At 71.1% G+C, this 23,744-nt stretch carries 20 protein-coding genes; 10 read left to right on the top strand and 10 right to left on the bottom strand.

Annotated elements, in window-relative coordinates; all coding sequences use genetic code 11:
• The first annotated feature begins 21 nt into the window (after positions 1 to 21).
• On the top strand, positions 22 to 903 hold the full coding sequence (locus tag ACZ51S_RS10480) for a Cof-type HAD-IIB family hydrolase (protein ID WP_468801526.1): 882 nt from the start codon (positions 22 to 24) through the stop codon (positions 901 to 903).
• Between the two features lie 36 nt (positions 904 to 939).
• Here ACZ51S_RS10480 and ACZ51S_RS10475 read toward each other — a convergent pair whose 3' ends face one another.
• From ACZ51S_RS10475 to ACZ51S_RS10460, 4 genes are read right to left on the bottom strand one after another with little or no spacing between them, the layout of a single operon-like run.
• Positions 940 to 2,676, bottom strand: a complete 1,737-nt coding sequence (locus ACZ51S_RS10475) for a GAF domain-containing sensor histidine kinase (protein ID WP_468475183.1) — start codon at positions 2,674 to 2,676, stop codon at positions 940 to 942.
• A 37-nt stretch (positions 2,677 to 2,713) separates the two neighbouring features.
• Positions 2,714 to 6,337: a thiol reductant ABC exporter subunit CydD gene (cydD, locus tag ACZ51S_RS10470; RefSeq protein WP_468960481.1), complete on the bottom strand. Its 3,624-nt coding sequence runs from the start codon at positions 6,335 to 6,337 to the stop codon at positions 2,714 to 2,716.
• Between the two features lie 46 nt (positions 6,338 to 6,383).
• Entirely contained in the window at positions 6,384 to 7,385 is a 1,002-nt protein-coding gene (gene cydB / locus ACZ51S_RS10465; protein WP_468960480.1) for a cytochrome d ubiquinol oxidase subunit II, read from the bottom strand.
• An 18-nt stretch (positions 7,386 to 7,403) separates the two neighbouring features.
• Positions 7,404 to 8,909, bottom strand: coding sequence for a cytochrome ubiquinol oxidase subunit I (locus tag ACZ51S_RS10460; RefSeq protein ID WP_468475181.1), 1,506 nt, complete (start codon positions 8,907 to 8,909; stop codon positions 7,404 to 7,406).
• 200 nt (positions 8,910 to 9,109) lie between these two features.
• On the opposite strand from ACZ51S_RS10460, the gene ACZ51S_RS10455 reads away from it, so the two are divergent.
• On the top strand, positions 9,110 to 9,478 hold the full coding sequence (locus ACZ51S_RS10455) for a cyclophilin-like fold protein (protein ID WP_468960477.1): 369 nt from the start codon (positions 9,110 to 9,112) through the stop codon (positions 9,476 to 9,478).
• 13 nt (positions 9,479 to 9,491) lie between these two features.
• Here ACZ51S_RS10455 and hisC read toward each other — a convergent pair whose 3' ends face one another.
• On the bottom strand, positions 9,492 to 10,571 hold the full coding sequence (gene hisC, locus ACZ51S_RS10450) for a histidinol-phosphate transaminase (RefSeq protein WP_467885299.1): 1,080 nt from the start codon (positions 10,569 to 10,571) through the stop codon (positions 9,492 to 9,494).
• A 362-nt stretch (positions 10,572 to 10,933) separates the two neighbouring features.
• On the opposite strand from hisC, the gene ACZ51S_RS10445 reads away from it, so the two are divergent.
• The 3 genes from ACZ51S_RS10445 (at position 10,934) to ACZ51S_RS10435 (ending at position 14,477) form a co-directional block, all read left to right on the top strand.
• Positions 10,934 to 12,049, top strand: a complete 1,116-nt coding sequence (locus tag ACZ51S_RS10445; RefSeq protein WP_467885302.1) for a LacI family DNA-binding transcriptional regulator — start codon at positions 10,934 to 10,936, stop codon at positions 12,047 to 12,049.
• A 214-nt stretch (positions 12,050 to 12,263) separates the two neighbouring features.
• Complete coding sequence (locus tag ACZ51S_RS10440; RefSeq protein ID WP_468960573.1) at positions 12,264 to 13,511, top strand: metallophosphoesterase; 1,248 nt, start codon at positions 12,264 to 12,266, stop codon at positions 13,509 to 13,511.
• Positions 13,512 to 13,661: 150 nt separating this feature from the next.
• A complete protein-coding gene (locus ACZ51S_RS10435) occupies positions 13,662 to 14,477 on the top strand; it encodes a hypothetical protein (protein ID WP_468475180.1) in 816 nt (271 codons plus the stop codon).
• Positions 14,478 to 14,600: 123 nt separating this feature from the next.
• Here the strand turns inward: ACZ51S_RS10435 and thiC are convergent, their stop codons facing one another.
• Positions 14,601 to 16,388, bottom strand: a complete 1,788-nt coding sequence (gene thiC, locus ACZ51S_RS10430; RefSeq protein WP_468801519.1) for a phosphomethylpyrimidine synthase ThiC — start codon at positions 16,386 to 16,388, stop codon at positions 14,601 to 14,603.
• 178 nt (positions 16,389 to 16,566) lie between these two features.
• Here thiC and ACZ51S_RS10425 point away from each other — a divergent pair, with 178 nt between their 5' ends.
• On the top strand, positions 16,567 to 18,021 hold the full coding sequence (locus ACZ51S_RS10425; RefSeq protein WP_468801517.1) for a YibE/F family protein: 1,455 nt from the start codon (positions 16,567 to 16,569) through the stop codon (positions 18,019 to 18,021).
• Positions 18,022 to 18,058: 37 nt separating this feature from the next.
• Here the strand turns inward: ACZ51S_RS10425 and ACZ51S_RS10420 are convergent, their stop codons facing one another.
• From ACZ51S_RS10420 to ACZ51S_RS10405, 4 genes are all read right to left on the bottom strand, one after another.
• Entirely contained in the window at positions 18,059 to 18,508 is a 450-nt protein-coding gene (locus ACZ51S_RS10420) for an SsgA family sporulation/cell division regulator (RefSeq protein WP_468475177.1), read from the bottom strand.
• Between the two features lie 94 nt (positions 18,509 to 18,602).
• Positions 18,603 to 19,349, bottom strand: coding sequence for an IclR family transcriptional regulator (locus ACZ51S_RS10415; RefSeq protein ID WP_468960474.1), 747 nt, complete (start codon positions 19,347 to 19,349; stop codon positions 18,603 to 18,605).
• Between the two features lie 288 nt (positions 19,350 to 19,637).
• Positions 19,638 to 19,865, bottom strand: coding sequence for a DUF5326 family protein (locus ACZ51S_RS10410; RefSeq protein WP_388932712.1), 228 nt, complete (start codon positions 19,863 to 19,865; stop codon positions 19,638 to 19,640).
• Positions 19,866 to 20,088: 223 nt separating this feature from the next.
• The gene (locus ACZ51S_RS10405; RefSeq protein WP_388932715.1) at positions 20,089 to 20,406 is read right to left on the bottom strand and encodes a cupin domain-containing protein; all 318 of its coding nucleotides are present in this window, start codon (positions 20,404 to 20,406) and stop codon (positions 20,089 to 20,091) included.
• 93 nt (positions 20,407 to 20,499) lie between these two features.
• Between ACZ51S_RS10405 and ACZ51S_RS10400 the strand changes: the two genes are divergently transcribed.
• The 4 genes from ACZ51S_RS10400 to ACZ51S_RS10385 all read left to right on the top strand — a co-directional run bounded on the left by ACZ51S_RS10400 (position 20,500) and on the right by ACZ51S_RS10385 (position 23,739).
• On the top strand, positions 20,500 to 20,880 hold the full coding sequence (locus ACZ51S_RS10400) for a phage holin family protein (protein ID WP_388932717.1): 381 nt from the start codon (positions 20,500 to 20,502) through the stop codon (positions 20,878 to 20,880).
• Positions 20,881 to 20,941: 61 nt separating this feature from the next.
• Positions 20,942 to 22,120: a cystathionine gamma-lyase gene (locus ACZ51S_RS10395; RefSeq protein WP_468475175.1), complete on the top strand. Its 1,179-nt coding sequence runs from the start codon at positions 20,942 to 20,944 to the stop codon at positions 22,118 to 22,120.
• 182 nt (positions 22,121 to 22,302) lie between these two features.
• Positions 22,303 to 23,199, top strand: a complete 897-nt coding sequence (locus tag ACZ51S_RS10390) for a LysR family transcriptional regulator (RefSeq protein WP_468475174.1) — start codon at positions 22,303 to 22,305, stop codon at positions 23,197 to 23,199.
• Positions 23,200 to 23,259: 60 nt separating this feature from the next.
• The gene (locus ACZ51S_RS10385; RefSeq protein WP_388932724.1) at positions 23,260 to 23,739 is read left to right on the top strand and encodes an NUDIX domain-containing protein; all 480 of its coding nucleotides are present in this window, start codon (positions 23,260 to 23,262) and stop codon (positions 23,737 to 23,739) included.
• Positions 23,740 to 23,744: the final 5 nt, after the last annotated feature.

Below are 23,744 nucleotides of genomic sequence, written 5' to 3'. Positions count from 1 at the left end.
ATGGTTCGGCGGCAGGGGCCCATGGGCGAAGATGGAGCGGTGACCTCGGCTTCCCAGCGCCCGGACGGGCCAACCCCCGTACCCCGGCTCATCGCCACCGATCTCGACGGCACCCTGCTGCGCGACGACAAGTCCGTCTCGCTCCGCACGGTCGCCGCGCTCGCCGCTGCCGAGGAGGCCGGGATCGAGGTCTTCTTCGTCACCGGCCGCCCGGCCCGCTGGATGGACGTGGTCAGCGACCACGTCCACGGCCACGGCCTGGCGATCTGCGCGAACGGCGCCGCCGTCGTGGACCTCCACGCCGGACGGGAGTTCGTCCAGGTCAGGGCGCTGCCCCGGGCCACCGCCCGCACGGTCGTGACCACCCTGCGGGAGGCTGCTCCCGGCACTTCCTTCGCGGTCGAGATGACCACTGGCATCAACTACGAGCCGGGCTACCCGCCGTTCTTCCAGGACCCGGGGGCCACCGTCGCCACCGCCGAGAAGCTGCTCCACGAGGAGCCCGAAGACCGTGCGGCGCCGGTGCTGAAGCTGCTCGCTCACCACGCGGATCTCGCCCCGGACGAGTTCCTCGCCCTGGCCCGGTCCGCCGCCGGCGCCTACGCGTCGATCACCCGCTCCAGCCCGACCGCATTGCTGGAGATCAGTGGGCTAGGCGTGTCCAAGGCCAGCACGCTGGAGCTGTGCTGCGCCGAGCGCGGCATCTCCTCCGCCGAGGTCGTCGCCTTCGGGGACATGCCGAACGACGTGGAGATGCTCCGCTGGGCCGGGACCTCGTACGCGATGGGCAACGCCCACCCGGATGTGATCGCGGCAGCGTCCGGCCGTACGGTCGCCAACAACGAGGACGGGGTCGCCGTCGTCATCGAACGCATCCTGGCCGCACACGCCGCACGCGGCTGAGCCGCCCCGCCGCCCCGCCGGGCCGCCCTCCACGGCTCACAGCGGGGCCTCCCACACCAGGGTGGTCCCGCCACCGTCCTCCCCGATGCCCGGTCCGTACCAGCTGGACCCGCCGAGCGACTCCGCCCGGCGGCGCAGGTTCCGCAGCCCGCTGCGCCGGCCGCCCTCCGGCATGCCCACCCCGTCGTCGGCGACCTCCAGCCGTACCCCGGGGCGGCCCTCGGGCAGGCTGACGGTGGAGTCGACCAGCACCTCGATCCGGGACGCGTCCGCGTGCCGGAACGCGTTCGACAGAGCCTCGCGCAGGGCGGCGATCAGGTTCTTGCCGACCAGCTCGCCGACGGCCGTGTCGACCGGGCCGACGAAGCGGTGCGCGGGCTTGAAGCCCAGCGGCACGGCCGCCATGTTGATCTCACGCAGCACGCGGGTGCGCAGACCCGACGGCGCCTCCGCCGGGCCCTGCTGGAGCGCGAAGATCGCGGTGCGGATCTCCTGGATCGTCACGTCCAGCTCGTCCACGGCCTTGCCCACCCCGTCACGGACCTCCGGGACGACGGAGCGGCGCTGTGCGCCCTCCAGCATCATCCCGGTGGCGAACAGCCGCTGGATGACGAGGTCGTGCAGGTCCCGGGCGATCCGGTCGCGGTCCTCGAACACCGCTAGCCGCTCCCGGTCGCGCTGCGCCTCGGCCATCATCAGCGCCAGGGCTGCCTGGGAGGCGAACTGCGTGGCCAGGGTCCGCTCCGCCTCGGTGAAGGGCCTCTCGCCCCGGGACCTCGGGGTGACCAGCGCGCCCAGCACCCGCCCGCCACTGTGCAGCGGCAGCATCATGCAGGGTCCGTACTGGCTGGTCAGCCTGCTGGTCATGCGGGGGTCGGCGGCGGCGTCCTCCACGAAGACCGGCTCGCCCCGCAGCAGCTCCCCGACCACCGGGCTCTCCGCGGGAACGACCACGCCGAGCGAGGTGGCCGGGTCGTCCGCGGAGACCGCGACGATCTCCATGCCGCCTTCCTCGGCCGGCAGCATCACGATCCCGGCGGCGGAGTCGGCCAGACGGCGGGCCTGTTCGGCCACCACCGCGAGGGCGTCGTCGGCGTCCCCGCCGGACAGCAGGGCGGTGGTGACGGCGACCGAGCCGTCGATCCAGCGTTCGCGCTGGGTGGCGGCCTCGTACAGCCGGGCATTGCCGATGGCGATGCCCGCCTCCGTGGCCAGCACCCGGACCATGTGGACGTCGTAGTCGCTGAACTCGACGCCGCCGTTCTTCTCGGCGAGGTAGAGGTTCCCGAAGATCTCCCCCTGCACCCGGATCGGGACGCCGAGGAAGGTCTTCATGGGCGGGTGGTGCGCGGGGAACCCCGCCGCCCGGGGGTCCTTCGTCAGATCGGCGAGCAGCACGGTGTCGGGATGGGAGATGAGGGCGCCGAGCAGACCCCGCCTGCCGTCCGGGCGGTGCCCGATCCGGTCTGCCAGCTCGCCGCTGACGCCGAAGGTGACGAAGTCCGAGAGCCCCGGGCCGTCCGTGTCGACGACCCCGATCGCCGCGTAGCGGGCGTCCGCGAGTTCGGCGGCCGTCTCGCAGATGCGGTCGAGAGTGGAGTGCAGTTCGAGGCCGGTACCGACCGAGCGCATGGCTTCCAGCAGCTGCGGGACGCGCGCGGTCAGCTCGGTGGACAGCCCGTGCAGGCTGCGCGTCGCCTGGGCGGCGGCCTCCAGGGGATCCGGTGCGCCCCCACCGGACTCCGGTGATTCCTGCGACTCCTGCACTGACATGCTCTCGAGCCTAGTTAGTCCCGTTTAGGAGGGAAAGTCAGCCCCCGGTACGGGCGAGGGACCGATCCGCCTCCTGTTCCCGCTCCAGGAGGCGCCGCAGCGGCCCCTCGACCGCCGCCAGCTCGGCGTAGCCGCCCCGCTGTACGACTTCTCCCCGGTCCAGGACGAGTACCTCGTCCACCGCCGTCAGCCCGGCGAGCCGGTGCGTGATCAGTACGGTGGTCCGGCCCTCGGTGGCCGCCAGCAGATCCGCCGTCAGGGCGTCCGCGGTCGCCAGGTCCAGGTGCTCGGCCGGCTCGTCCAGGACGAGGACGGGGAAGTCCGCGAGCAGTGCCCGCGCCAAGGCCAGCCGCTGACGCTGCCCGCCGGAGATCCGCTCCCCGTGCTCCCCGACCAAGGTGTCCAGCCCGTCCGGAAGGCCGTCGGCCCACTCCAGGAGCCGGGCCGCGGCGAGCGCCTCGCGCAGCTGCTCCTCGCCGGCGTCCGTACGGGCCAGCCGCAGGTTCTCGCGGACCGAGCTGTCGAAGAGGTGCGCGTCCTGGGCGCACAGGCCCACGATCCGGCGTACGTCGTCGCCGTCGAGCGCGCGCACGTCCGTCCCGCCCACGGTGTACGTGCCTTCGCGCGGGTCCAGGAACCGCAGCAGGACCTGCGCCAGCGTGGTCTTGCCCGAACCCGACGGCCCGACGACGGCGATGCGCCGGCCGGCCTCCAGGGTCAGGTCCAGCCCGTGCAGCGCGTCCCGCTCCTGCCCGGCGTGCCGGGCGGCGAGCCCCGTCAGCCGCAGCGGGAACGGTGAGGCCGGCAGCGCACCGGGCTCGGCCGGCTCCGCGACGGGCGCCGGAGCGTCGATGACCTCGTACACCCGCTCGGCACTGCGCCGTACCCGCTGGCGGTACTGGACGGCCAGCGGGAGCCCGCTGACGGCCTCGAAGGCGGCGAGCGGGGTCAGCACCACCACCGCCATGGCCACCCCGGACAACCTGCCGTCCGCGACCGCCTCCGCACCGGCAAGGGCGGCGCACACCACCGTGAACCCGCTCATCAGGGCGGACAGCCCGCCGCCGAGCCCGGTGGCCGCGGCCCCGCGCGAGGCGATCCGCGTCAGCACGCCGTCGCTCTCCCGGGCCCGCTCCTTCCGGCCGGCCAACGCCCCCGCCACCGTCAGTTCGGCGGTACCGGTCAGCAGGTCGGCGACCCGGGTGGCCAGTTCCCCGCGAGCGGGAGCCAGCCGCCGCTCGGCACGCCGCGCGCAGGCCCCGCTGAGCAGCGGCACCCCGACCCCGGCCGCGAGCAGCCCCGCTGCGAGCGCGGCCCCCGCCTCCGGCAGCATCCAGGCGGTGAACGCCACCGACCCGGCGCCGACGAGCACCGCGGTGCCGACGGGGAGGAGCCAGCGCAGCCAGTAGTCCTGGAGCGCGTCGGCATCGGCCACCAGCCGCGACAGCAGGTCCCCGCGCCGCTGCTCGCGCAGCCCGGCGGGGGCGATCCGCTCCAGCCGCCGGTACACCGAGACCCTCAGGTCGGCGAGCATCCGCAGGACGGCGTCGTGTGACACGAGCCGCTCGGCGTAGCGGAAGACGGCCCGTCCGATGCCGAAGGCCCGCGTCGCCGTGACGGCCACCATCAGGTACAGCACCGGCGGCTGCTCGGAGGCCCTGGAGATCAGCCACCCGGAAACGGCCATCAGCCCGACGCTGCTCCCCACGGCCAGCGCCCCGAGGAGCAGCCCCAGCCGGAACCGGCCCTGCCAGGCCGCGGCCACGGCCCGCACCCGCCGCAGCGGGTCACCACCCGGGCCGGCGCCGCCGGCGTTCCCGCTGCCCCGGCCGCTTTCAGTCCCTTCGGGTGCGGCTCCGAGGATCCACTCGCCGGGGCCGGAGCTCGCCGCCGCCCCGCGCGGGGCCGTCCCGGCCGCGGCGTCCTGGGCCGCACCGGCGGAGGCGCCCGCAGCCAAGTCCGCCGCGCCGACCCCGGCCGTCGCCGCCGCGGCACCGGATGCCGCGACCGGCCGGGCCGGGGCGCCCGCGCCCACCGCCACCACCCGGTCCGCCACCGCCAGCAGCGCCGGCCGGTGCACCACGAGCAGCACGGTCCGCCCGGCCGCGAGTCGGCGTACGGCGTCCACGACCGCGGCCTCGGTCTCCCCGTCCAGGGCCGCGGTCGGCTCGTCCAGCAGCAGCACCGGCCGGTCCGCGAGGAAGGCCCGGGCCAGGGCCAGGCGCTGGCGCTGCCCGGCGGACAGCCCGGCCCCGCCCTCTCCGAGCAGGGTCCGTGCCCCGGCCGGCAGGGCCGAGACGAACTCCCACGCCCCGGCGTCGCGCAGTGCCGTCTCCACCGCTTCGTCAGCGGCCCCGGGCCGGGCCAGGCGGACGTTCTCGGCGATGGTGCCCGCGAACAGGTGCGGCCGCTGCGGCACCCACGCGATCCGCTCCCGCCACTGTCCGAGGGAGAGTTCCGACAGATCCGTGTCCCCGACGCGCACCCGCCCTGCCGTCGGTGTGACGAAGCCCAGCAGCACGTTCAACAGCGTGGACTTGCCCGCTCCGCTCGGCCCGGTGACGGCCACGCACTCGCCCGGTCCGACGACGAGCGATACGGGTCCGGGCGAACTCGCGCCCCGTCCCTCGTACCGGACCTCGACCCCGTCGAGCGAGATCCGCAGTCCCGTGGCCGGCACGTCGACGCCGCCGCCCGGCGTCGGGACGGGGGTCTCCAGGACTTGGAAGATCTCTTCCGCGGCGGCCAGCCCCTCGGCCGCCGCGTGGTACTGCGCGCCGACCTGCCGCAGCGGCAGATAGGCCTCCGGCGCGAGGATCAGGATGACCAGCCCGGTGTACAGGTCCAGTTCCCCGTGTACGAGCCGCATGCCGATGGTCACCGCGACGAGCGCCACCGACAGCGTGGCAAGCAGTTCCAGCGCGAAGGAGGAGAGGAAGGCGATGCGCAGGGTACGCATCGTGGCCTGGCGGTAGTCGTCGGTGATCTTGCGGATCGACTCCGCCTGGGCCTTGGCCCGTCCGAACACCTTCAGTGTCGGAAGGCCCGCCACCACGTCGAGGAAGTGCCCCGACAGCCGGGACAGCAGCCGCCACTGGCGGTCCATCCGGCTCTGGGTGGCCATGCCAATGAGAATCATGAACAGCGGGATCAGCGGCAGGGTGACCACGATGATGGCCGCCGACACCCAGTCCTCGGTGACGATCCGGGCGAGGACCGCCACCGGGACCACCACGGCGAGCCCCAGCTGGGGCAGGTAGCGGGAGAAGTAGTCGTCCAGCGCGTCGACGCCGCGGGTGGCCAGGGACACCAGGGATCCCGTGCGCTGTCCGCTGAGCCAGCCGGGACCCAGCCCGGTGGCCCGGTCCAGCAGCCTGCCCCGCAACTCGGACTTCACGGCCGCGCTCGCCCGGTGCGCGGCCAGCTCCGTGAGCCAGGCGACCAGCCCGCGCCCCAGCGCCACCGCCGCGAGCAGCAGCAGTGGCGTCCGGAGCGCGGCACCGTCGAGTCCCAGCTCGAAGGCTCCGACCACGATCTCGGCGATGAGCATCGCCTGACCGACGACCAGCCCCGCCCCGGCCAGTCCGAGGGCCACCACCGCCCCGAGGAACAGGCGGGTGGAACGGGCGTACCGGAGCAGGCGCGGGTCGATCGGTTTCACGTGAAACATCCCCTCGGCAGGGTCGGGCAGGAGTGACGCGCGGGGCTCAGTGCGCGTCGACGATGTGCTGCGTGCCGATCCGCTTGCGGAACACCCAGTACGTCCAGCCCTGGTAGAGCAGGACCAGGGGGGTGGCCACGGCGGCGCACCAGGTCATGATCTTCAAGGTGTACGGGGTGGACGAGGCGTTGGTGACCGTGAGGCTCCAGGCCTCGTCCAGCGAGGACGGCATGACGTTCGGGAACAGCGTCAGGAAGAGCATCGCGACGGCTGCCGCGATCGTGATCCCGGACAGGGCGAACGCCCAGCCCTCCCGGCCCGCCAGGTTGAACCCGAGGGCCGCGACCAGCGCGAGTACGGCGACGGCCATCGCGACCAGGCTCCACGCGTCCCCGCGCGAGGCCTGCGTCCAGACGAGGAAGACCAGGGCCAGCACCGCCGTCACCACACCCAGCCGGGTCGCCAGCGCACGTGCCCGCTGCCGGATGTCCCCGACGGTCTTCAGGGCGGCGAAGACGGCGCCGTGGAAGGTGAACAGGGTGAGGGTGACCAGGCCGCCGAGGACCGAGTAGACGTTGAGCAGGTCGAGGACGTTCCCGACGTACTCCATGTTGCGGTCGATCTTCACACCCCGCGCGATGTTGGCGAAGGCCACGCCCCACAGGAAGGCGGGGATCAGCGAGGTCCAGAAGATCGCGTGCTCCCAGTTGGCCTGCCACCGCTCCTCGGACCGCTTGTGGCGGTATTCGAAGGCGACGCCCCGGACGATGAGGCACCCCAGGATGAGCAGGAGCGGCAGGTAGAAGCCGGAGAAGAGGGTCGCGTACCACTCCGGGAAGGCGGCGAAGGTGGCACCGCCCGCGGTGAGCAGCCAGACCTCGTTGCCGTCCCAGACGGGGCCGATCGTGTTGATCAGGACCCGCTTCTCCGTGCGGTCCCGGGCGAGGAGCTTGGTCAGGACGCCGATGCCGAAGTCGAAGCCCTCCAGGAAGAAGTAGCCGGTCCACAGGACGGCGATCAGTACGAACCAGACGTCGTGAAGTTCCATGGTGTGGTCTCCTCAGCCTCAGTACGAGAAGGCCATCGGCCGGTCGGGGTTCTTGTCGTCCCCGCCGATCCTGGTGGGCGGGTTGAGATCGGCCTCGGTCAGCTCGGGCGGTCCGGCCTTGACGTACTTCACCAGGAGCCGGACCTCGATCACCGCGAGCACCGCGTAGAGCAGCGTGAAGCCGATCATCGACGTGAGCACCTCGCCCTGCGAGACGTTCGGCGAGACGGCGTCCCTGGTGCGCAGCACTCCGTAGACCACCCAGGGCTGGCGGCCCATCTCGGTGAAGATCCAGCCCCAGGAGTTGGCGATCAGCGGGAAGAGCATGGTCCAGAGCGCGACGATCCAGTACAGCCGGGAGAACCGGGGGCCGAGCGGCTTCTTGGCGAGGACGAGATGGGGGACCTCGTCCTCACCGGTGCGCAGCGCCGGCGGCAGCAGGAACCGCTTGCGGGTCAGCCACAGCCCCAGCATGCCGATCCCGAGCGAGGCCATGCCGAAGCCGATCATCCAGCGGAAGCCCCAGTACGCGACCGGAATGTTGGGGCGGTAGTCGCCGGGGCCGAACTTCTCCTGCTCGGCCTTGTTGACGTCGTTGATGCCGGGGACGAAGGAGCTGAAGTCGCCGTTGGCGAGGAAGGACAGCACGCCGGGGATTTCGACGGCCACCTTGTTGTGGCCCTTCTCCACGTCTCCGTAGGCGAAGACGGAGAAGGGAGCCGGCGCCTCGCCGTCCCAAAGGGCCTCGGCGGCGGCCATCTTCATCGGCTGCTGCTTGAACATCACCTTGGCGAGCAGGTCACCGCTGATCGCGGTGCCCATACCGGCGATGATCATGACCACCAGGCCGAGCCGCAGCGAGCTGCGCATCACCGGGACGTGCCTCTTGCGCGCGAGGTGGAAGGCTGCGATGCCGACCATGAACGCGCCGCCGACGAGGAACGCGGCCGTGATGGTGTGGAAGAACTGGGTGAGCGCCGTGTCCTGGGTGAGGACCGCCCAGAAGTCGGTGAGCTCGGCCCGGCCCCGCTCCCCGTTGAGGCGGTAGCCGACCGGGTGCTGCATCCAGGAGTTGGCCGCCAGGATGAAGTAGGCGGACAAGACGGTGCCCAGGGAGACCATCCAGATGCAGGCCAGGTGGATCTTCTTCGGCAGCTTGTCCCAGCCGAAGATCCACAGGCCGATGAAGGTCGACTCGAAGAAGAAGGCGATCAAGGCCTCGAACGCCAGCGGGGCGCCGAAGACGTCCCCCACGAATCGCGAGTAGTCGGACCAGTTCATGCCGAACTGGAACTCCTGGACGATGCCGGTGACGACACCCATCGCGATATTGATCAAGAAAAGCTTGCCCCAGAACTTGGTGGCCCTGAGGTACTTCTCCTTCTCCGTCCGGACCCACGCGGTCTGCAGGCCGGCGGTCAGCGCGGCGAGCGAGATCGTGAGCGGCACGAAGAGGAAGTGGTAGACGGTGGTGATGCCGAACTGCCAGCGAGCCAATGTCTCAGGCGCCAAAGCTAGGTCCACGTCGTCTTCTCCTTGTCGTCGCCGTGGTCACAGCGGGCAGTCTGCCTGGCGGGTTCCCTCCCATACCGGGAGGAAGCAGGACACGCTTGTGAACGCGTTCACATTCACAAGCATTATGACGCACCCCCTGCGGCCGGAATCAGCCGGGGTCCCCTTATCGGCCACTAGCCAAGGATTTCAACAGATTGTTGAATGTGGCCATGCAGATTCGAATCTCCTGGCCCGCGGGCCTGCTCACCGCGACCCTCGACGACACCCCGACCAGCAAGGCGCTGGCCGCGGCCCTGCCGATCTCCGCCTCGGCCAACACCTGGGGCGAGGAGGTCTACTTCGACACCGGGGTCTCCGTGGCCCTGGAGGACGACGCCCGGCAGGTCGTCGAGCCGGGCACGGTCGCCTTCTGGACCGAGGGCGACGCGCTCGCCCTGCCCTACGGCCCCACGCCCATCTCGCGCGGGGGCGAGAGCCGCCTGGCGAGCCCCTGCAACGTGCTCGGCTCGTTCGACGGCGACGCCCGCCTCCTGGCCACCATCCGCGACGGCGACCCCGTCCGCGTGGAACTCGTCTGACGACCGACCCTGACTACAGCTCCTTGAAGAACGCCTCCGCCGCGTGCAGGAAGAGGTCGTTCGCCTCGGTCTCACCGATCGTGACCCGCAGGCCCTCGCCCGCGAAGGGCCGGACCACCACACCGGCCTTCTCGCAGGCCGCCGCGAAGTCGGCAGTCCGCTCCCCCAGCCGCATCCACACGAAGTTGGCCTGGGTGTCCGGAACCGTCCAGCCCTGCGCGAGCAGCGTCTCGTGCACCCGGTTGCGCTCGCACACCAGCGCCCCGACGCGGCCCATCAGCTCGTCCTCGGCCCGCAGCGACGCGACCGCCGCGTCCTGGGCGAGCTGGCTGACGCCGAAGGGCACCGCCGTCTTCCGCAGCGCCGCGGCCACCGGCTCGTGCGCCACCGCGAAGCCGACGCGCAGGCCGGCCAGCCCGTACGCCTTGGAGAACGTCCGCAGCACGGCCACGTTCGGGCGGTCGCGGTAGAGCTCGATGCCGTCCGGAACGTCCGTGTCGCGCACGAACTCCCGGTACGCCTCGTCCAGCACCACCAGGACGTCCGACGGCACCCGGTCCAGGAACCGCTCCAGCTCGGCGCGGCGCACGGCGGTGCCGGTGGGGTTGTTGGGGTTGCAAACGAAAATCAGGCGGGTCCGGTCGGTGATCGCGGCAGCCATCGCGTCGAGGTCGTGGACGTCCCCCTCGGTCAGCGGCACCTGCACCGACTTCGCGCCGGAGATCTGCGTGATGATCGGGTAGGCCTCGAAGGACCGCCAGGCGTAGATGACCTCGTCACCCGGGCCGGCCGTCGACTGGATCAGCGACTGGGCCACGCCCACCGAGCCGGTGCCCGTGGCGATGTGCTCGACCGGCACCCCGAAGCGCTCCGCCAGCTCGTTCACGAGACCCGTGCACGCCATGTCGGGGTAGCGGTTGAACCGGCCGGCGGCCGCTACCGCGGTCTCCAGGACCCCGGGAAGCGGCGGATACGGGTTCTCGTTCGAGGACAGCTTGAACGCGACGGCCCCGCCCGCGGCCGCGGGCTTGCCGGGCTTGTAGGTGGGGATGCCGTCCAGCTCGGCGCGCAGCTTCGGGCTCTTCTCGCTCACCGCAGGTCCTCCTCGACCGTCCCGTCGACGTCTCCGTCGACTCAATACTGCTCACCTTATGAGGATTCCGCCGATCCGAGAATGGCGGGCGCCAGGAACACAGGGGGAGCGCACGCATATATGCGCGCGCCGGTGGCCTGCGCCGTGGCGCGCGTCCCTCGTGCAGGTGAGTTGAGAGCGGCCCAGGACGGCTCCGTTTTGGCATGCTCGTACCCGTCCACAAGCCCCACCCTCGGGACAGAGCGGTAAGTACCTTCAATTCCATGGTCATTGGGGGTGGCGAACCGTGCAGAATCGTGCCTGTCAACGCGTGCATATGCACCTGAACCACCCTGCCCCGCGAGCCCTACTATCGGCTCGCCATGACAGCAGCAGGGAAGCATCAGGTGAGCCGGACCGAGACCACCCGGCGGGTCGGCGGCCGACAGAGCCGGGCCGGAATCAGGGACGTGGCCGCCGCGGCGGGCGTGTCCATCACAACCGTCTCCGACGCGCTCAATGGCAAGGGGAGGTTGCCGGACGCCACCCGCCGCCACGTTCGCGAAGTCGCCGACCGGCTGGGGTACCGCCCCTCCGCCGCGGCACGCACGCTCCGTACCGGCAAGTCGGGCCTCATCGGCCTGACCGTGACCACGTACGGGGATGAACCTTTCACCTTCACCGAATTCGCGTACTTCGCCGAGATGGCGCGGGCCGCCACCTCCGCCGCGCTCGCCCGCGGCTACGCCCTCGTCATCCTGCCCGCCACCTCACGACACGACGTCTGGTCCAACGTGGCCCTCGACGGCACCGTCGTGATCGACCCCTCCGACCACGACCCGGTCGTCAGCGAGCTGGTCCGCCAGGGCCTGCCCGTGGTCTCCGACGGCAGGCCGGCGGGCACCCTCCCCGTCACCGCCTGGGTGGACAACGACCACGAGGCCGCCGTACTGGGCCTCCTCGACCACCTCGCCGCCGCCGGCGCCCGCCGCATCGGGCTGCTGACCGGAACCACCACCGACACCTACACCCGGCTCTCCACGACCGCCTACCTCAACTGGTGCGAACGCGTCGGCCAGGACCCCGTCTACGAGTCCTACCCCGCCCACGACCCGTGCGCCGGCGCCGTCGCCGCCGACCGGCTCCTCGCCCGCCCCGACCGTCCGGACGCCGTGTACGGGCTCTTCGACCCCAACGGCACCGACCTCCTCGCCGCCGCCCGGCGCTACGGGCTGCGCGTCCCCGAAGACCTGCTCCTCGTCTGCTGCAGCGAATCCACCGTCTACGCCAACACCGAACCGCCCATCACCACGCTCTCCCTCAAACCCCGCCGCATCGGAACCGCCGTCGTACAGCTGCTGATCGACGCGATCGAGGGAGTGGACACCGGACGCCCCGTCGAGCAGGTCGTGCCCACCGAGCTGATCATCCGTACCTCCTCTCAGCGCAGAACGCCCCGGACGACCGTCAGCCCACCGCGCACACCGGCCCAGGACTGACCTCCGCACCCTCACATGGGCGGGACCCACGGCCCCGCTGAGGATTTCAACAACACTGAAATCGGGAGAAAAGGGCAGGAAGGAACGGCTCCGGCCAGGATTCACCACCCCTGGTGCGTCACAGAGCGCGAGCCGCATTCCTATGATGGGCGCACGACATCACGGACCCTCCGCCCAGGAGGTGAGGGGTCCGCAGGTGTACGGCAGCGCGACGGTGGTGGAGGGGTCGATGACTCAGGGGGCCGGTCAGGGACCCGCGATGCGGACGGACACGCTGCGGGACTTCCGGGTGCCGGTCACCGAACCCGCGCCGTACACCGTGCCGGCCGCGCTGGCCGGCGAGCCCCCCGTGTACGGCGAGTACCCCGCGTACTACGAGGAGAGCGCGCCCCTCGCGCCCCCTCGGCCCGGGTACGCCCCCGACCGGCCCGCCGCGGCTCCCCACGCCCGCCCCGGCACGGACACCGTCCCGCAGCAGCGCGCCGCGGGCGACGTCGAGTACGAGGAAGCCGACGGCGCTGACGACGGCTACACGCCCACGCAGCGCGACCTCCCCGTCATCGGCCGCGGCGCGGCGACCGGGCCCGGCCACACCGTGCAGGTCCAGTACGTACCCCAGGAGGCCCCCGGCTCCGGTCCCGGCCCCCTGTACGTCGTCGGTGACGTCCACGGATACCTGGACGAGCTGATCAGCGAACTCCAGGCGCAGCACCTCATCGACGCCGAGTGCCGCTGGTCCGCCGGCAACGCCCGGCTCTGGTTCCTCGGCGACTTCACCGACCGCGGCCCCGACGGCATCGGCGTCATCGACCTCGTCATGCGGCTCTCCGCCGAGGCCGCCGCCGCCGGCGGCTACTGCAAGGCCCTGATGGGCAACCACGAGCTGCTGCTCATCGGCGCCAAGCGCTTCGGCGACACCCCCGTGTCCTCCGGCGCCGGTACCGCCACCTTCCAGGCCGCCTGGCTGCTCAACGGCGGCCAGCGCGCCGACATGGAGCGCCTGGAGGACGTCCACCTCCAGTGGATGTCCCGCCTCGACGCGGCCACCCTGCAGGACGGCCACCTGCTCCTGCACTCCGACACCACCGCGTACCTCGACTACGGCGACTCCATCGAGGACGTCAACGACACCATCCACGAGCTGCTCAACCGCAACGACGCCGACATCACCTGGGACCTCTTCCGCAAGTTCACCAAGCGGTTCGCCTTCCGCGACGAGGAGACCGGCCCCCAGGCCGTACGGGAACTCCTGGCCACCTACGGCGGCGGCCGCGTCGTCCACGGCCACAGCCCCATCCCCTACCTGCTCGGCGAGGTCGGCACCGAGGACGGCGACGACTCCCACGGCCCCGAGGCCGTGGACGGGCCGCACGTGTACGCCGACGGGCTGGCCATCGCCATGGACGGTGGCGTGACGATGGCGGGCAAGCTGCTCGTCGTTCAACTACCTCTGCGCGACTGAGCGTTCTCGGAGCGGGGTATTTCAGCAAAGCCCTTGTCACGGCGTGGCAGGGGCGCTCTACCATCGCTCTATCCGTAGCAGGCTCTCCTCCGTTTACGCCGGGATCCACGGATCTACGCGGGCATACCGGCACGTACGGAGCATCGGGGGATGCACATGACCAGCGCTCCGCACCTGCTCACCGAAGACCGACCGGAGTTCGATCGGCTCCTCGACGAGGCGCTGCGCACCGCGGACCAACGGCCCGAACTCGCCACTCTGGGCGAACGGCTGAACGCCGAACAACTGCGCACCATGGCCCAGGCCGCCACCACACTGCTGACCGCCGCGGCGGCCGCCGAGTACGACCACTACGTGAAAGTGCGGGAGGAACTGCGCGACGCGGTCCTGTCCGCCCCGGGAACGAGCACCGAGGACGGCGCCGAGGACCAGGACGACGGGGCCGGCGTGAGCGCGGTGATCGGCGTCCTCGCACCGGTGCTGGCGGGCACCGCGATGCTGATCTTCCTGCTGGTGGGATACGGCCTCAAGATGATCGAGCCCGCCCCGGCCTTCGCCGAGACGATGCTGACGGCGGGCTGGCTCTTCGGCGGGCTCACCGTGGTCGCCCTGCTCTTCGCGGTGATCGCGCTGCTCGTGACGGCCCTGCGCAACAGCTCCACGGAGGTCGCGGCGGAGGAGAGCGTGTCGATACCGGACGAGCTCTCCCGCGCCCGGGAGGCCTGGCGCAACGCGCTGCTGGAGCGGGGCATCGTGCCCTTCCTGCGTGACGCCCTGGCCGACCCGACCGCCGGACCGGGCTACCCCGTGCCGCGCACCCCGGGCGCCGGGCGCATCCCAAGCCTGGGCTACACCCCGCCGGACTTCACCAGCCCCGGCCCGCCCTCCGAGGGACCCCGCCCCGGCTACAGCTCGCCGGACTTCACCAGTCCGGACTTCGGCGGCACGGGCCACGCCCCGGAATGAGGCCACAGAAGTCGCCCCGTTTCACGTGAAACATCCACCCGTATTCACCGGCCGCCCCGCCTCAGCGGAGGGCTGACCGACGACTCCCCCCGGAATCCCGTCGGTCAGCCCTCCGCACACGGATCAGTCCGCCAGCGGCAGGTAGACCCGGTTGCCCGAGGCCGCGAACTCGGCGGACTTCTCCGCCATGCCCGCCTCGATCTCATCGGCCTTCAGGTCACCGCCGTGCTCGCGGCGGATGTCCTGCGAGATCTTCATCGAACAGAACTTCGGACCGCACATGGAGCAGAAGTGCGCGGTCTTGGCCGGTTCCGCCGGGAGCGTCTCGTCGTGGAACTCACGGGCGGTGTCCGGGTCGAGGGCCAGGTTGAACTGGTCCTCCCAGCGGAACTCGAACCGCGCGTCCGACAGGGCGTCGTCCCACTCCTGGGCACCCGGGTGACCCTTGGCCAGGTCCGCCGCGTGGGCGGCGATCTTGTACGTGATGACCCCGGTCTTCACGTCGTCCCGGTTGGGCAGGCCCAGGTGCTCCTTGGGCGTCACGTAGCAGAGCATCGCGGTGCCCCACCAGGCGATCATCGCGGCGCCGATGCCCGAGGTGATGTGGTCGTACGCGGGCGCCACGTCCGTGGTCAGGGGGCCGAGCGTGTAGAACGGCGCCTCCTCGCAGATCTCCTGCTGGAGGTCGATGTTCTCCTTGATCTTGTGCATCGGGACGTGGCCCGGGCCCTCGATCATCGTCTGGACGTTGTGCCGCTTGGCGATGGTGTTCAGTTCGCCCAGCGTCTTCAGTTCCGCGAACTGCGCGGCGTCGTTGGCGTCCGCGATGGAGCCCGGGCGCAGGCCGTCGCCCAGCGAGTAGGTGACGTCGTACGTCGCGAGGATCTCGCAGAGCTCCTCGAAGTTCGTGTAGAGGAAGTTCTCCTTGTGGTGCGCCAGGCACCACGCGGCCATGATCGAGCCGCCGCGGGAGACGATGCCGGTCTTGCGACGGGCGGTCAGCGGCACGTAGGGCAGCAGCACGCCGGCGTGGACCGTCATGTAGTCGACGCCCTGCTCGGCCTGCTCGATGACCGTGTCCTTGTAGATCTCCCAGGTCAGGTCCTCGGCCCGGCCGTCGACCTTCTCCAGGGCCTGGTAGAGCGGCACGGTGCCGATCGGGACGGGAGAGTTGCGCAGCACCCACTCGCGGGTGGTGTGGATGTTGCGGCCGGTGGAGAGGTCCATGACCGTGTCGGCGCCCCAGCGGGTCGCCCAGGTCATCTTCTCCACTTCCTCCTCGATCGAGGAGGTGACGGCGGAGTTGCCGATGTTGGCGTTGACCTTCACCAGGAACCTCTTGCCGATGATCATCGGCTCGATCTCCGGGTGGTTCACGTTGGCCGGAAGCACCGCGCGGCCCGCGGCGATCTCCTCCCGGACGACCTCGGGGGAGACGTTTTCGCGGATCGCGACGTACTCCATCTCCGGGGTGATCTCGCCCCGGCGGGCGTACGCGAGCTGCGTGACGGCGGCGCCGCCGCGGCCCCGGCGGGGCTGGCGCGGGCGGCCCGGGAAGACCGCGTCGAGGTTCTTGAGGCCCCCGCGCGGAGAGGTGTGCTTGATGCCGTCGTCCTCGGGACGGACGGGGCGCCCCGCGTACTCCTCGGTGTCACCGCGGCCGATGATCCAGTGCTCCCGCAGCGGGGGCAGGCCCCGGCGAACGTCGGTCTCGATCTGCGGGTCGGTGTACGGCCCGGACGTGTCGTAGAGCGTCACGTCCTTGCCGTTGGTGAGGTGGACCTGGCGGACCGGCACCCGGATGTCCGGGCGGGAGCCCGCCAGGTATCCCTTGTGCCAGCCGGGCTGGCGCTCGGTCTGGCCGTCGGCGTTCTGGTCGGCGGCAGGCGTGCGTGCGTCCTGAATGGTCATGAGACCTGATCTCCCTACGCCGGCATTACCCGGTAACAGGTTCGGCGGTCGGCGCAGCCTCCTCCCGTACGCATTCTCATGCGCGTACGGTGATCAGCGCCCTCTCAGCCCGGTGCTCCGAGCTCCCGCGTTGTGCAAAGTAGCCCCCACGTTAGCGTCGTGTGTGGCGTGCTGAACAGTGGGCCCCCTCATCTCTTGCGATGATCTGCCGGTGACGTCCTCGCCGCAGCCCCCCCACGAGCCCACCGAGCCCATGGGCCACACCGGCCCCGAGCACGCGTCCCACGGGGATGCTGCCGAGCCCTCCCACGGGCACTCCTCCGGCCACAGCCACGGGCACAGCCACGGCCACGGGCCGGCGGCTCCGGTCTCCAAGCATCTGCGCAAGGTGATCGCCGCCGTACTGATCCCCTTCGCCGCCGCCGTCTTCATCGGCATGGCCGTGCTCTGGCCCGGCGGCGCCCCCGCGCACGAGCGCACCGGGGTGGGCTTCGACCGCCAGACCCAACAGGGCATGGTCGTCGCTCTCGCGAAGGTGGACTGCAAATCGGTCAACGCCTCGCAGGTCCCTCCCACGGGCGACACCTCCACCCCCGAGGGGCGCGAGGCGCAGGCCGCCAGGACCGGCGAGTGCAAGAAGGCCACCATCGAGGTGACCAGCGGACCGGAACGGGGCCGGGCCTTCTTCGAGATCGTCCAGCCCGGCGCGCCACGGCAGTTGGAGAAGGGCCAGGAGGTGGTGGTGGCGTACGCGCCGGACGCGCCCCGGGACCTCCAGTACTCGGTGATCGACCTGAACCGGAAGTTCCCGATGGCGCTGCTGGCCGGCATCTTCGCCGTCGCGGTCGTCGTGGTGGGCCGGATGCGCGGCCTGTTCGCCCTCATCGCCCTCGTCGTCAGCTTCGGGGTACTGACGCTCTTCATCCTCCCGGCGATCCTGCAGGGCTCGAACCCGCTGCTCGTCGCGGTCATCGGGGCCAGTGCGATCATGCTGATCGCCCTCTACATGTGCCACGGGCTGACGGCCCGGACCTCGGTAGCCGTCCTCGGCACGCTGGTCTCGCTCCTGCTGATCGGCCTGCTGGGCTCGCTGTTCATCGGCTGGGCGTTCCTGAGCGGCAACACGGACGACAACACCGGGCTGATCCACGGGCTCTACCCGAGCATCGACATGAGCGGCCTGCTGCTCGCGGGCGTGATCATCGGATCGCTCGGCGTACTCGACGACGTGACCGTCACTCAGACGTCGGCCGTCTGGGAACTCCACCAGGCGGACCCGGCGATGGGCCCGCGCGCCCTGTACCGGGCCGCCATCCGGATCGGCCGCGACCACATCGCGTCGGTGGTGAACACCCTCGTGCTGGCGTACGCCGGCGCCGCTCTGCCGCTTCTGCTGCTGTTCTCGATCGCCAACAGCAGCATGGGGACGGTGGCCAACAGCGAGCTGGTCGCCGAGGAGATCGTACGGACCCTCGTCGGTTCCATCGGGCTGGTGGCCTCGGTGCCCGTGACCACCGCCCTGGCGGCGCTGGTGGTCTCCGCCGACCGGCCGGGGGCTGCGGGTGGCATGGCCGCGGGACCGGCCGCCGGACCGGCACGCGGTGGCCGGGGCCGGCGCCGGCGCAAGCGCTGAAGGACTCGGTGACGGCGGGACCTTCCGGCCCCGCGCCTCAGCCGGCCTTCCGCTCGTCCTGCTGCGACTCGGCGAGGATCTTGCCGAGCGCCTGGTCGAGGCTCTCCTCGAAGTCGCCCAGACTGCGCTCCTGACCGAGCGGAACGAGCCGGTCGGTCCGGTCGAGGAAGGCGACGAGCGGCCCCGCGCCCGCGCGGAAGAGGGCCCGGTCCCCGCCGACCTGGAGACGGATGTGGACGTCGGACAGCTCCTCGGGGTCGGTGGGCGCGATGTGCACGTCACCGTCACCACTCGGCTTGTTGATGCCGTCGAGAAGCAGTTCCCGGCCGAACGCCCAGGTCACGGGCGCGTCTCCGGGAAGGTGGAAGGTAAGGCGCACCGCGTAGGGGTCACGGGCGTCGTACCGCAGCTCCACCGGGATCCGGAACGCGAGTTCCTCGGAAACGAGGAAGCTCATCATGACCTCTGCCTGTACCGAATCGCGCATTGCCTACCCCTGTAGTGGAAGTGGCCAGGAATGATCCCCCAGGGCCTCTTGACAAGGGTGGTGGAAGCGGCAGCAGATCACAAGGAGTGAGTTTTCAGATACTGATAGAGAACGAGAGGGTGCTCAACAGCGCGCCTACTTCACTCCGTAGGCTATCGACAGCAGAGAGCAACCGTTCTTCTTGGTGCAAGGGGAGAGAAATGGCCACGGTCGCGGCGGTGTCGCCGACGGTGATCGGGATGGCCGCGCACACCGTGCCCAGGGCGTACTCCTGACGCTCGATCACGGGCTGCGTCCGTTCCCGGGAGCCGATCCGCTGCTCCAGGGAGTGCACGTCCCGCACGGTGTAAGGCGTGATGCTCTCGACCGGGTGCCGCTCGTAGTAGTCCTTGCGCGTCTTCTCGTCGAGCTGGCCCAGCAGGCACTGGCCGATGGCGTGGGCGTGGCCGGTCGCGCGGACGTCGGCCCATTCCTCGCAGACGGGGTTGGCGGGGGTGTCCGAGACACCCACGATCTCGATTTCACCCTCACGGAACACCGCGAAGTAGACGGGGGCCCCGACCGTGTCACGGAAGTGCGCGAGCGAGTCGAGGATCATGCTGCGACGTTTCTGCTGGAGCCCACCGCCCGCCAGCCGGCCGGCCGCGTCACCGAGTACGAACACCCCGCTCTGCCGACGCAGATAGCCCTCGTGCGTCAGCGTGCGCAGCAGGTGGTAAGCGGTGGGGAGCGGGAGCCCGGCCTCGCGCGCCAGCTGTTTCGCCGGGGCTCCCCCGCTATGGGACCCTGCCGCTTCCAGCAGCCGCAACGCCCGCTGCACCGAACCGATCAGGGTCGGCACACCGGGATTGTGAACCGAAGACAAAGCTCACCCCCAGGCCTGGCGGCGGGCCTCGGGGTGGGCCCGCCCTGCGGGGGCCGCCCCCGCGTGTGCCGTGGCTCCTGGGGTTCGTGCCCAGCAGTTGCCCCGACACGACCGCCCGTCCGAGCGGAGGTATCGGCGCCCAGGGAACGGCACAGATTGCCACTGTATCCACCGGTTCCCGGCGTGTGGGCGGTTTGGCCGGTCCCATTCCCCCGCCTGGGTCAATCCCCTTACCCGTTGGGGTGGGGTTGGGCGGGCCTGGTGCTACCAGTCGCTGGAGGAGGCCTTCGACCCACTCCCGGTGAACTTCTTCACCACGAACACCAGGCCGCCGACGAGGGCGACGAAGAGCAGCAGCTTGAAGGCGAACGAGATCAGCGTGCCGAGGATCGAGGTGATCACTCCGCCGAAGACGAAGAGCGCCAGCAGCGGAACGGCGACCCACTTCACCCACCAGGGCATACCCGCGAACATCGCTCGGATCCCGTCCATGTTCCTACCTCTTCCTCGTCCGTGCCCCGTGACCCCCGCGAGTCCGCGGCTTCATGAACTGAGCCGGTGATCGCGTGAGTCCGTGCGTCCGTTTCTTGCCTCGCTCTCGATGCTAGGAGCCGGCCGCGCCGCACAGGTGGCCTCGAGCCCCCGGAACCCCCTGACCCGCCCCTTAGGGGGTTCCGGGGCACGACCCTCAGTCCGGCGGCCGTCCGACCCGCGCTCAGCCCTCCGGCGGGGAGAAGACCACCATCACCTTCAAAGGCTCGGTGATGTGGTGGAACTTGTGCGGTACCCCCGCGGGGACGTAGACGACGCTGCCGTTCGCCACCACCGTCGTCTCCTCCCCGACCGTGATGGATGCCCTGCCGCTCACCACGAAGTACACCTCGTCCTGACGGTGCGGCTGCTGCGGGTCGCTCTGCCCGGCATCGAGCGCGTACAGCCCGACCGACATGTTCCGTTCCCGCAGGAACTGCAGATAGGCGCCGTCGTTGGCGGCCCGCTCCGCCTCGAGCTCGTCCAGTCGGAAGGCCTTCATCTTCGCTGTGCCCCTTGCTCTTGCCCGGTGGTGCCCCGGGATCCGCCGGTCTGCCGATGCCCGGCCCGGATCTTCTCTGCCACGATCAGACACATGACGAATTTCGTAGTCAAGACGCTCGCCAACGCGGCGGCCCTGGCCGTCGCCATCTGGCTGGTCTCCGGGATCACGCTCGACGACGGCAGCAGCACGGGCCGCCGCGCACTGACGCTGATCCTGGTCGCTCTGGTCTTCGGACTGGTCAACCTCATCGTCAAGCCGGTCGTGAAGCTGCTCTCGTTCCCGCTGTTCATCCTCACACTCGGTCTGTTCACCCTGGTCGTGAACGCCCTGATGCTGCTGCTCACCTCCTGGCTGGCCGAGCAGTTCGACCTCAGCTTCCACGTGGACGGCTTCTGGACCGCCGTCCTCGGCGGCCTGATCATCTCCGTCGTCTCCTGGGCCGTGAACCTGGCCCTGCCCGACAAGAACTGAGCGGGCCGCCGAACACCGGTCCGACCGCCGCCGTACGCACCGCCGTGAAGGAGCACACCCCGTGAACGAGCACACTCCCGGCGGGACCGCCGGACCGCCGGCCGCGTCCGGCGCGTACGGCGACGGCACACGCGCCGTACGCGCCGGGCTGCCCGAGCCCGTCAAGAACGAGCCGCCGCTGCCCGGACCGGTGTTCGCCGCCCACTTCCACCTCCCGGGCGAGGTCTCGGGCCCGTATACCTACGGCCGCGACACGAACCCCACCTGGACCCTGCTGGAACGGGCCATCGGCGAACTGGAGGCACCGGACGGGGAAGGGGCGGAGACCATCGTCTTCGCCTCCGGAATGGCGGCCGTCTCCGCCGTCCTGCTCTCACAGGCCCGCACCGGCGACACCGTCGTCCTGCCCTCCGACGGCTACCAGGCGCTGCCCCTGGTCCGCGAACAGCTCGAGGCGTACGGAGTCCACGTGCGCACCGCGCCGACCGGCCAGGACGCGCAGCTCGCCGCCCTCGACGGGGCCCGGCTGCTGTGGATCGAGACCCCGTCCAACCCGGGCCTCGACGTGTGCGACGTACGCCGCCTCGCGCGGGCCGCGCACACGGCGGGCGCCCTGGTCGCCGTCGACAACACCCTGGCGACCCCGCTCGGACAGCGGCCCCTGGAACTGGGAGCGGACTTCTCCGTCGCCAGCGGCACCAAGGGGCTCACCGGCCACGGGGACCTGCTGCTCGGCTACGTCGTCTGCCGCGACCCGGAACTGGCCGCGGGCATCCGCCGCTGGCGCAAGATCGTCGGAGCGATCCCGGGGCCCATGGAGGCCTGGCTGGCCCACCGCTCCCTGTCCACCCTCCAGCTGCGGGCCGCACGCCAGTGGGGCAACGCGCTGGCGGTGGCCGAGGTGCTGGCCGACCGGCCCGAGGTGACCGGGGTCCGCTACCCGGGGCTCGCCTCGGACCCCTCCCACAAGACGGCCTCCCGGCAGATGCGCGGCTTCGGCTCGGTGGTCTCGTTCGTCCTCCCGGACCGCGCGCACGCGGAGCGCTTCATGACCGCTCTGCACCTGGTCGAGGACGCCACGAGCTTCGGCGGAGTCCGGTCCACCGCGGAGCGGCGCGGACGCTGGGGCGGCGACGCCGTGCCGGAGGGCTTCATCCGTTTCTCCGCCGGGGCCGAGGACCCCGAGGACCTGGTCGCGGACGTGCTGCGGGCCCTCGACTCGGCGGCCGCCGGGGCCTGAGCGGCGGAGGAAGAAGGAATGCGGTCCGAGCCTCCCCCCTGGTGGCTCGGACCGCGCCGGGTTCCCCGCGAGAAGAACCACGCTGACAAGGCTAGTTGACTCAGTGTCAGAGTCCAATCACGGTAACGACAGGGGCCTATCGGCATATTTATAGTTGAAGGCCCCCACCGAGAGGGGCCGCCATGGACCTGGCCCTGCTGCGCACCTTCGTCGCCGTGCACCGGGCCGGCTCGTTCACCCGGGCCGCCACGCTCCTCGGGCTGTCACAGCCCGCCGTCACCTCACAGATCCGCACCCTGGAACGGCAGCTCGGCCGGCCCCTGTTCCACCGGCGCGCCCGGGGCGTCACCCCCACGGCCGTCGGCGACGAGCTGGCCCACAAGGCCGCCCCTCACCTCGACGCGCTGCTCCGGATCGCCGAGACCGAGCGGGAGGCCGCCGGAACCCTGCGGACCCTGCACCTCGCCGGGCCCCCGGAGTTCCTCAGCCTGCGCGTACTGCCCGCGCTCGCGCCCCTGGTCGGCCAGGGCCAGAGTCTGCGCACCGCTCTGGTGCCCGGCTCCGAGGAAAACCTCGCCGGGCTGGCCGCCGGGCAGCACGACCTGGTCGTCACCACCTCCCGTCCGCGCGGCGGCCCCTTCACCGCCAGTGTCCTCTGCGACGAGGAACAGGTGCTGGTGGCCGCGCCCTACTGGGCCGCCCTGGCCGACCCGGCCGCACTGAACGCTTCGGGCCCCGCGGCGCTCGACGGGATCCCGGTCGTCGAGGTCCACGAGAGCCTGCCGCTGGTCACCCGCTACTGGGCCACCGTCTTCGACTCGGTGCCCGACACCGCCGCCACGGTGGTGGTCCCCGACCTGCGGGCGGTCCTGGAATGCGTCCTGGCCGGCGCCGGACTCGCCGTCCTGCCCCGCTACCTGTGCCAGGACGCCCTCGACCGCGGGGAGGTCGTCTCCCTGCTGGATCCCGCCGTCCCGCCGCTGCGCACGTGGTTCCTCGTGGTCCGGGCGGGCAGCCTGGCGCTCGCCCACCTGGCACGGGCCCACGACCGTCTGCTGCGCGCCGCCGCGCACTGGTGAGCCCCTCGTTTCCGGCCGCTGACGCGTTTCAGACGGGCGGGCGCGGGCCACTCTTCTCCCATGACCGAACGTCCCGTGGTCAAACGCACCGCCCGCGCGATCCTGCTCGACGGTGACGACCTGATCCTCATCAAGCGCACCAAGCCAGGCGTCGACCCGTACTGGCTCACGCCGGGCGGTGGCGTGGAGGCCTCGGACCGCACCGTCGTCGACGCCCTCCACCGAGAACTCCACGAAGAACTCGGCGCCAAGATCACCGATGTGGTGCCGTGCTTCGTCGACACCGTCGAGCACATCACCACCGGGGGAGTGACCGGGGTGAAGGTCCAGCACTTCTTCGTCTGCCGCCTCGAATCGATGGACCCCGGCCAGCGGCACGGCCCGGAAGTCGACGATCCCCAGGGCGAGTACGAGATCGTCCGCGTGCCCTTCAGCCGGGTCGGCATCGCCGCCGTCCACCTGGTTCCGCTCTCCCTGCGCCACTACCTCGACGGCAACATCGAGGGGGTCCGCGCCATGCACGCCCCCGACCTGGGCTGACGGCT

The sequence above is a fragment of the Streptomyces sp. NPDC034043 genome (genome assembly GCF_055575675.1).
Note: the sequence above shows the minus strand (reverse complement) of the source record. Positions and strands in the feature narration are given on the sequence as shown.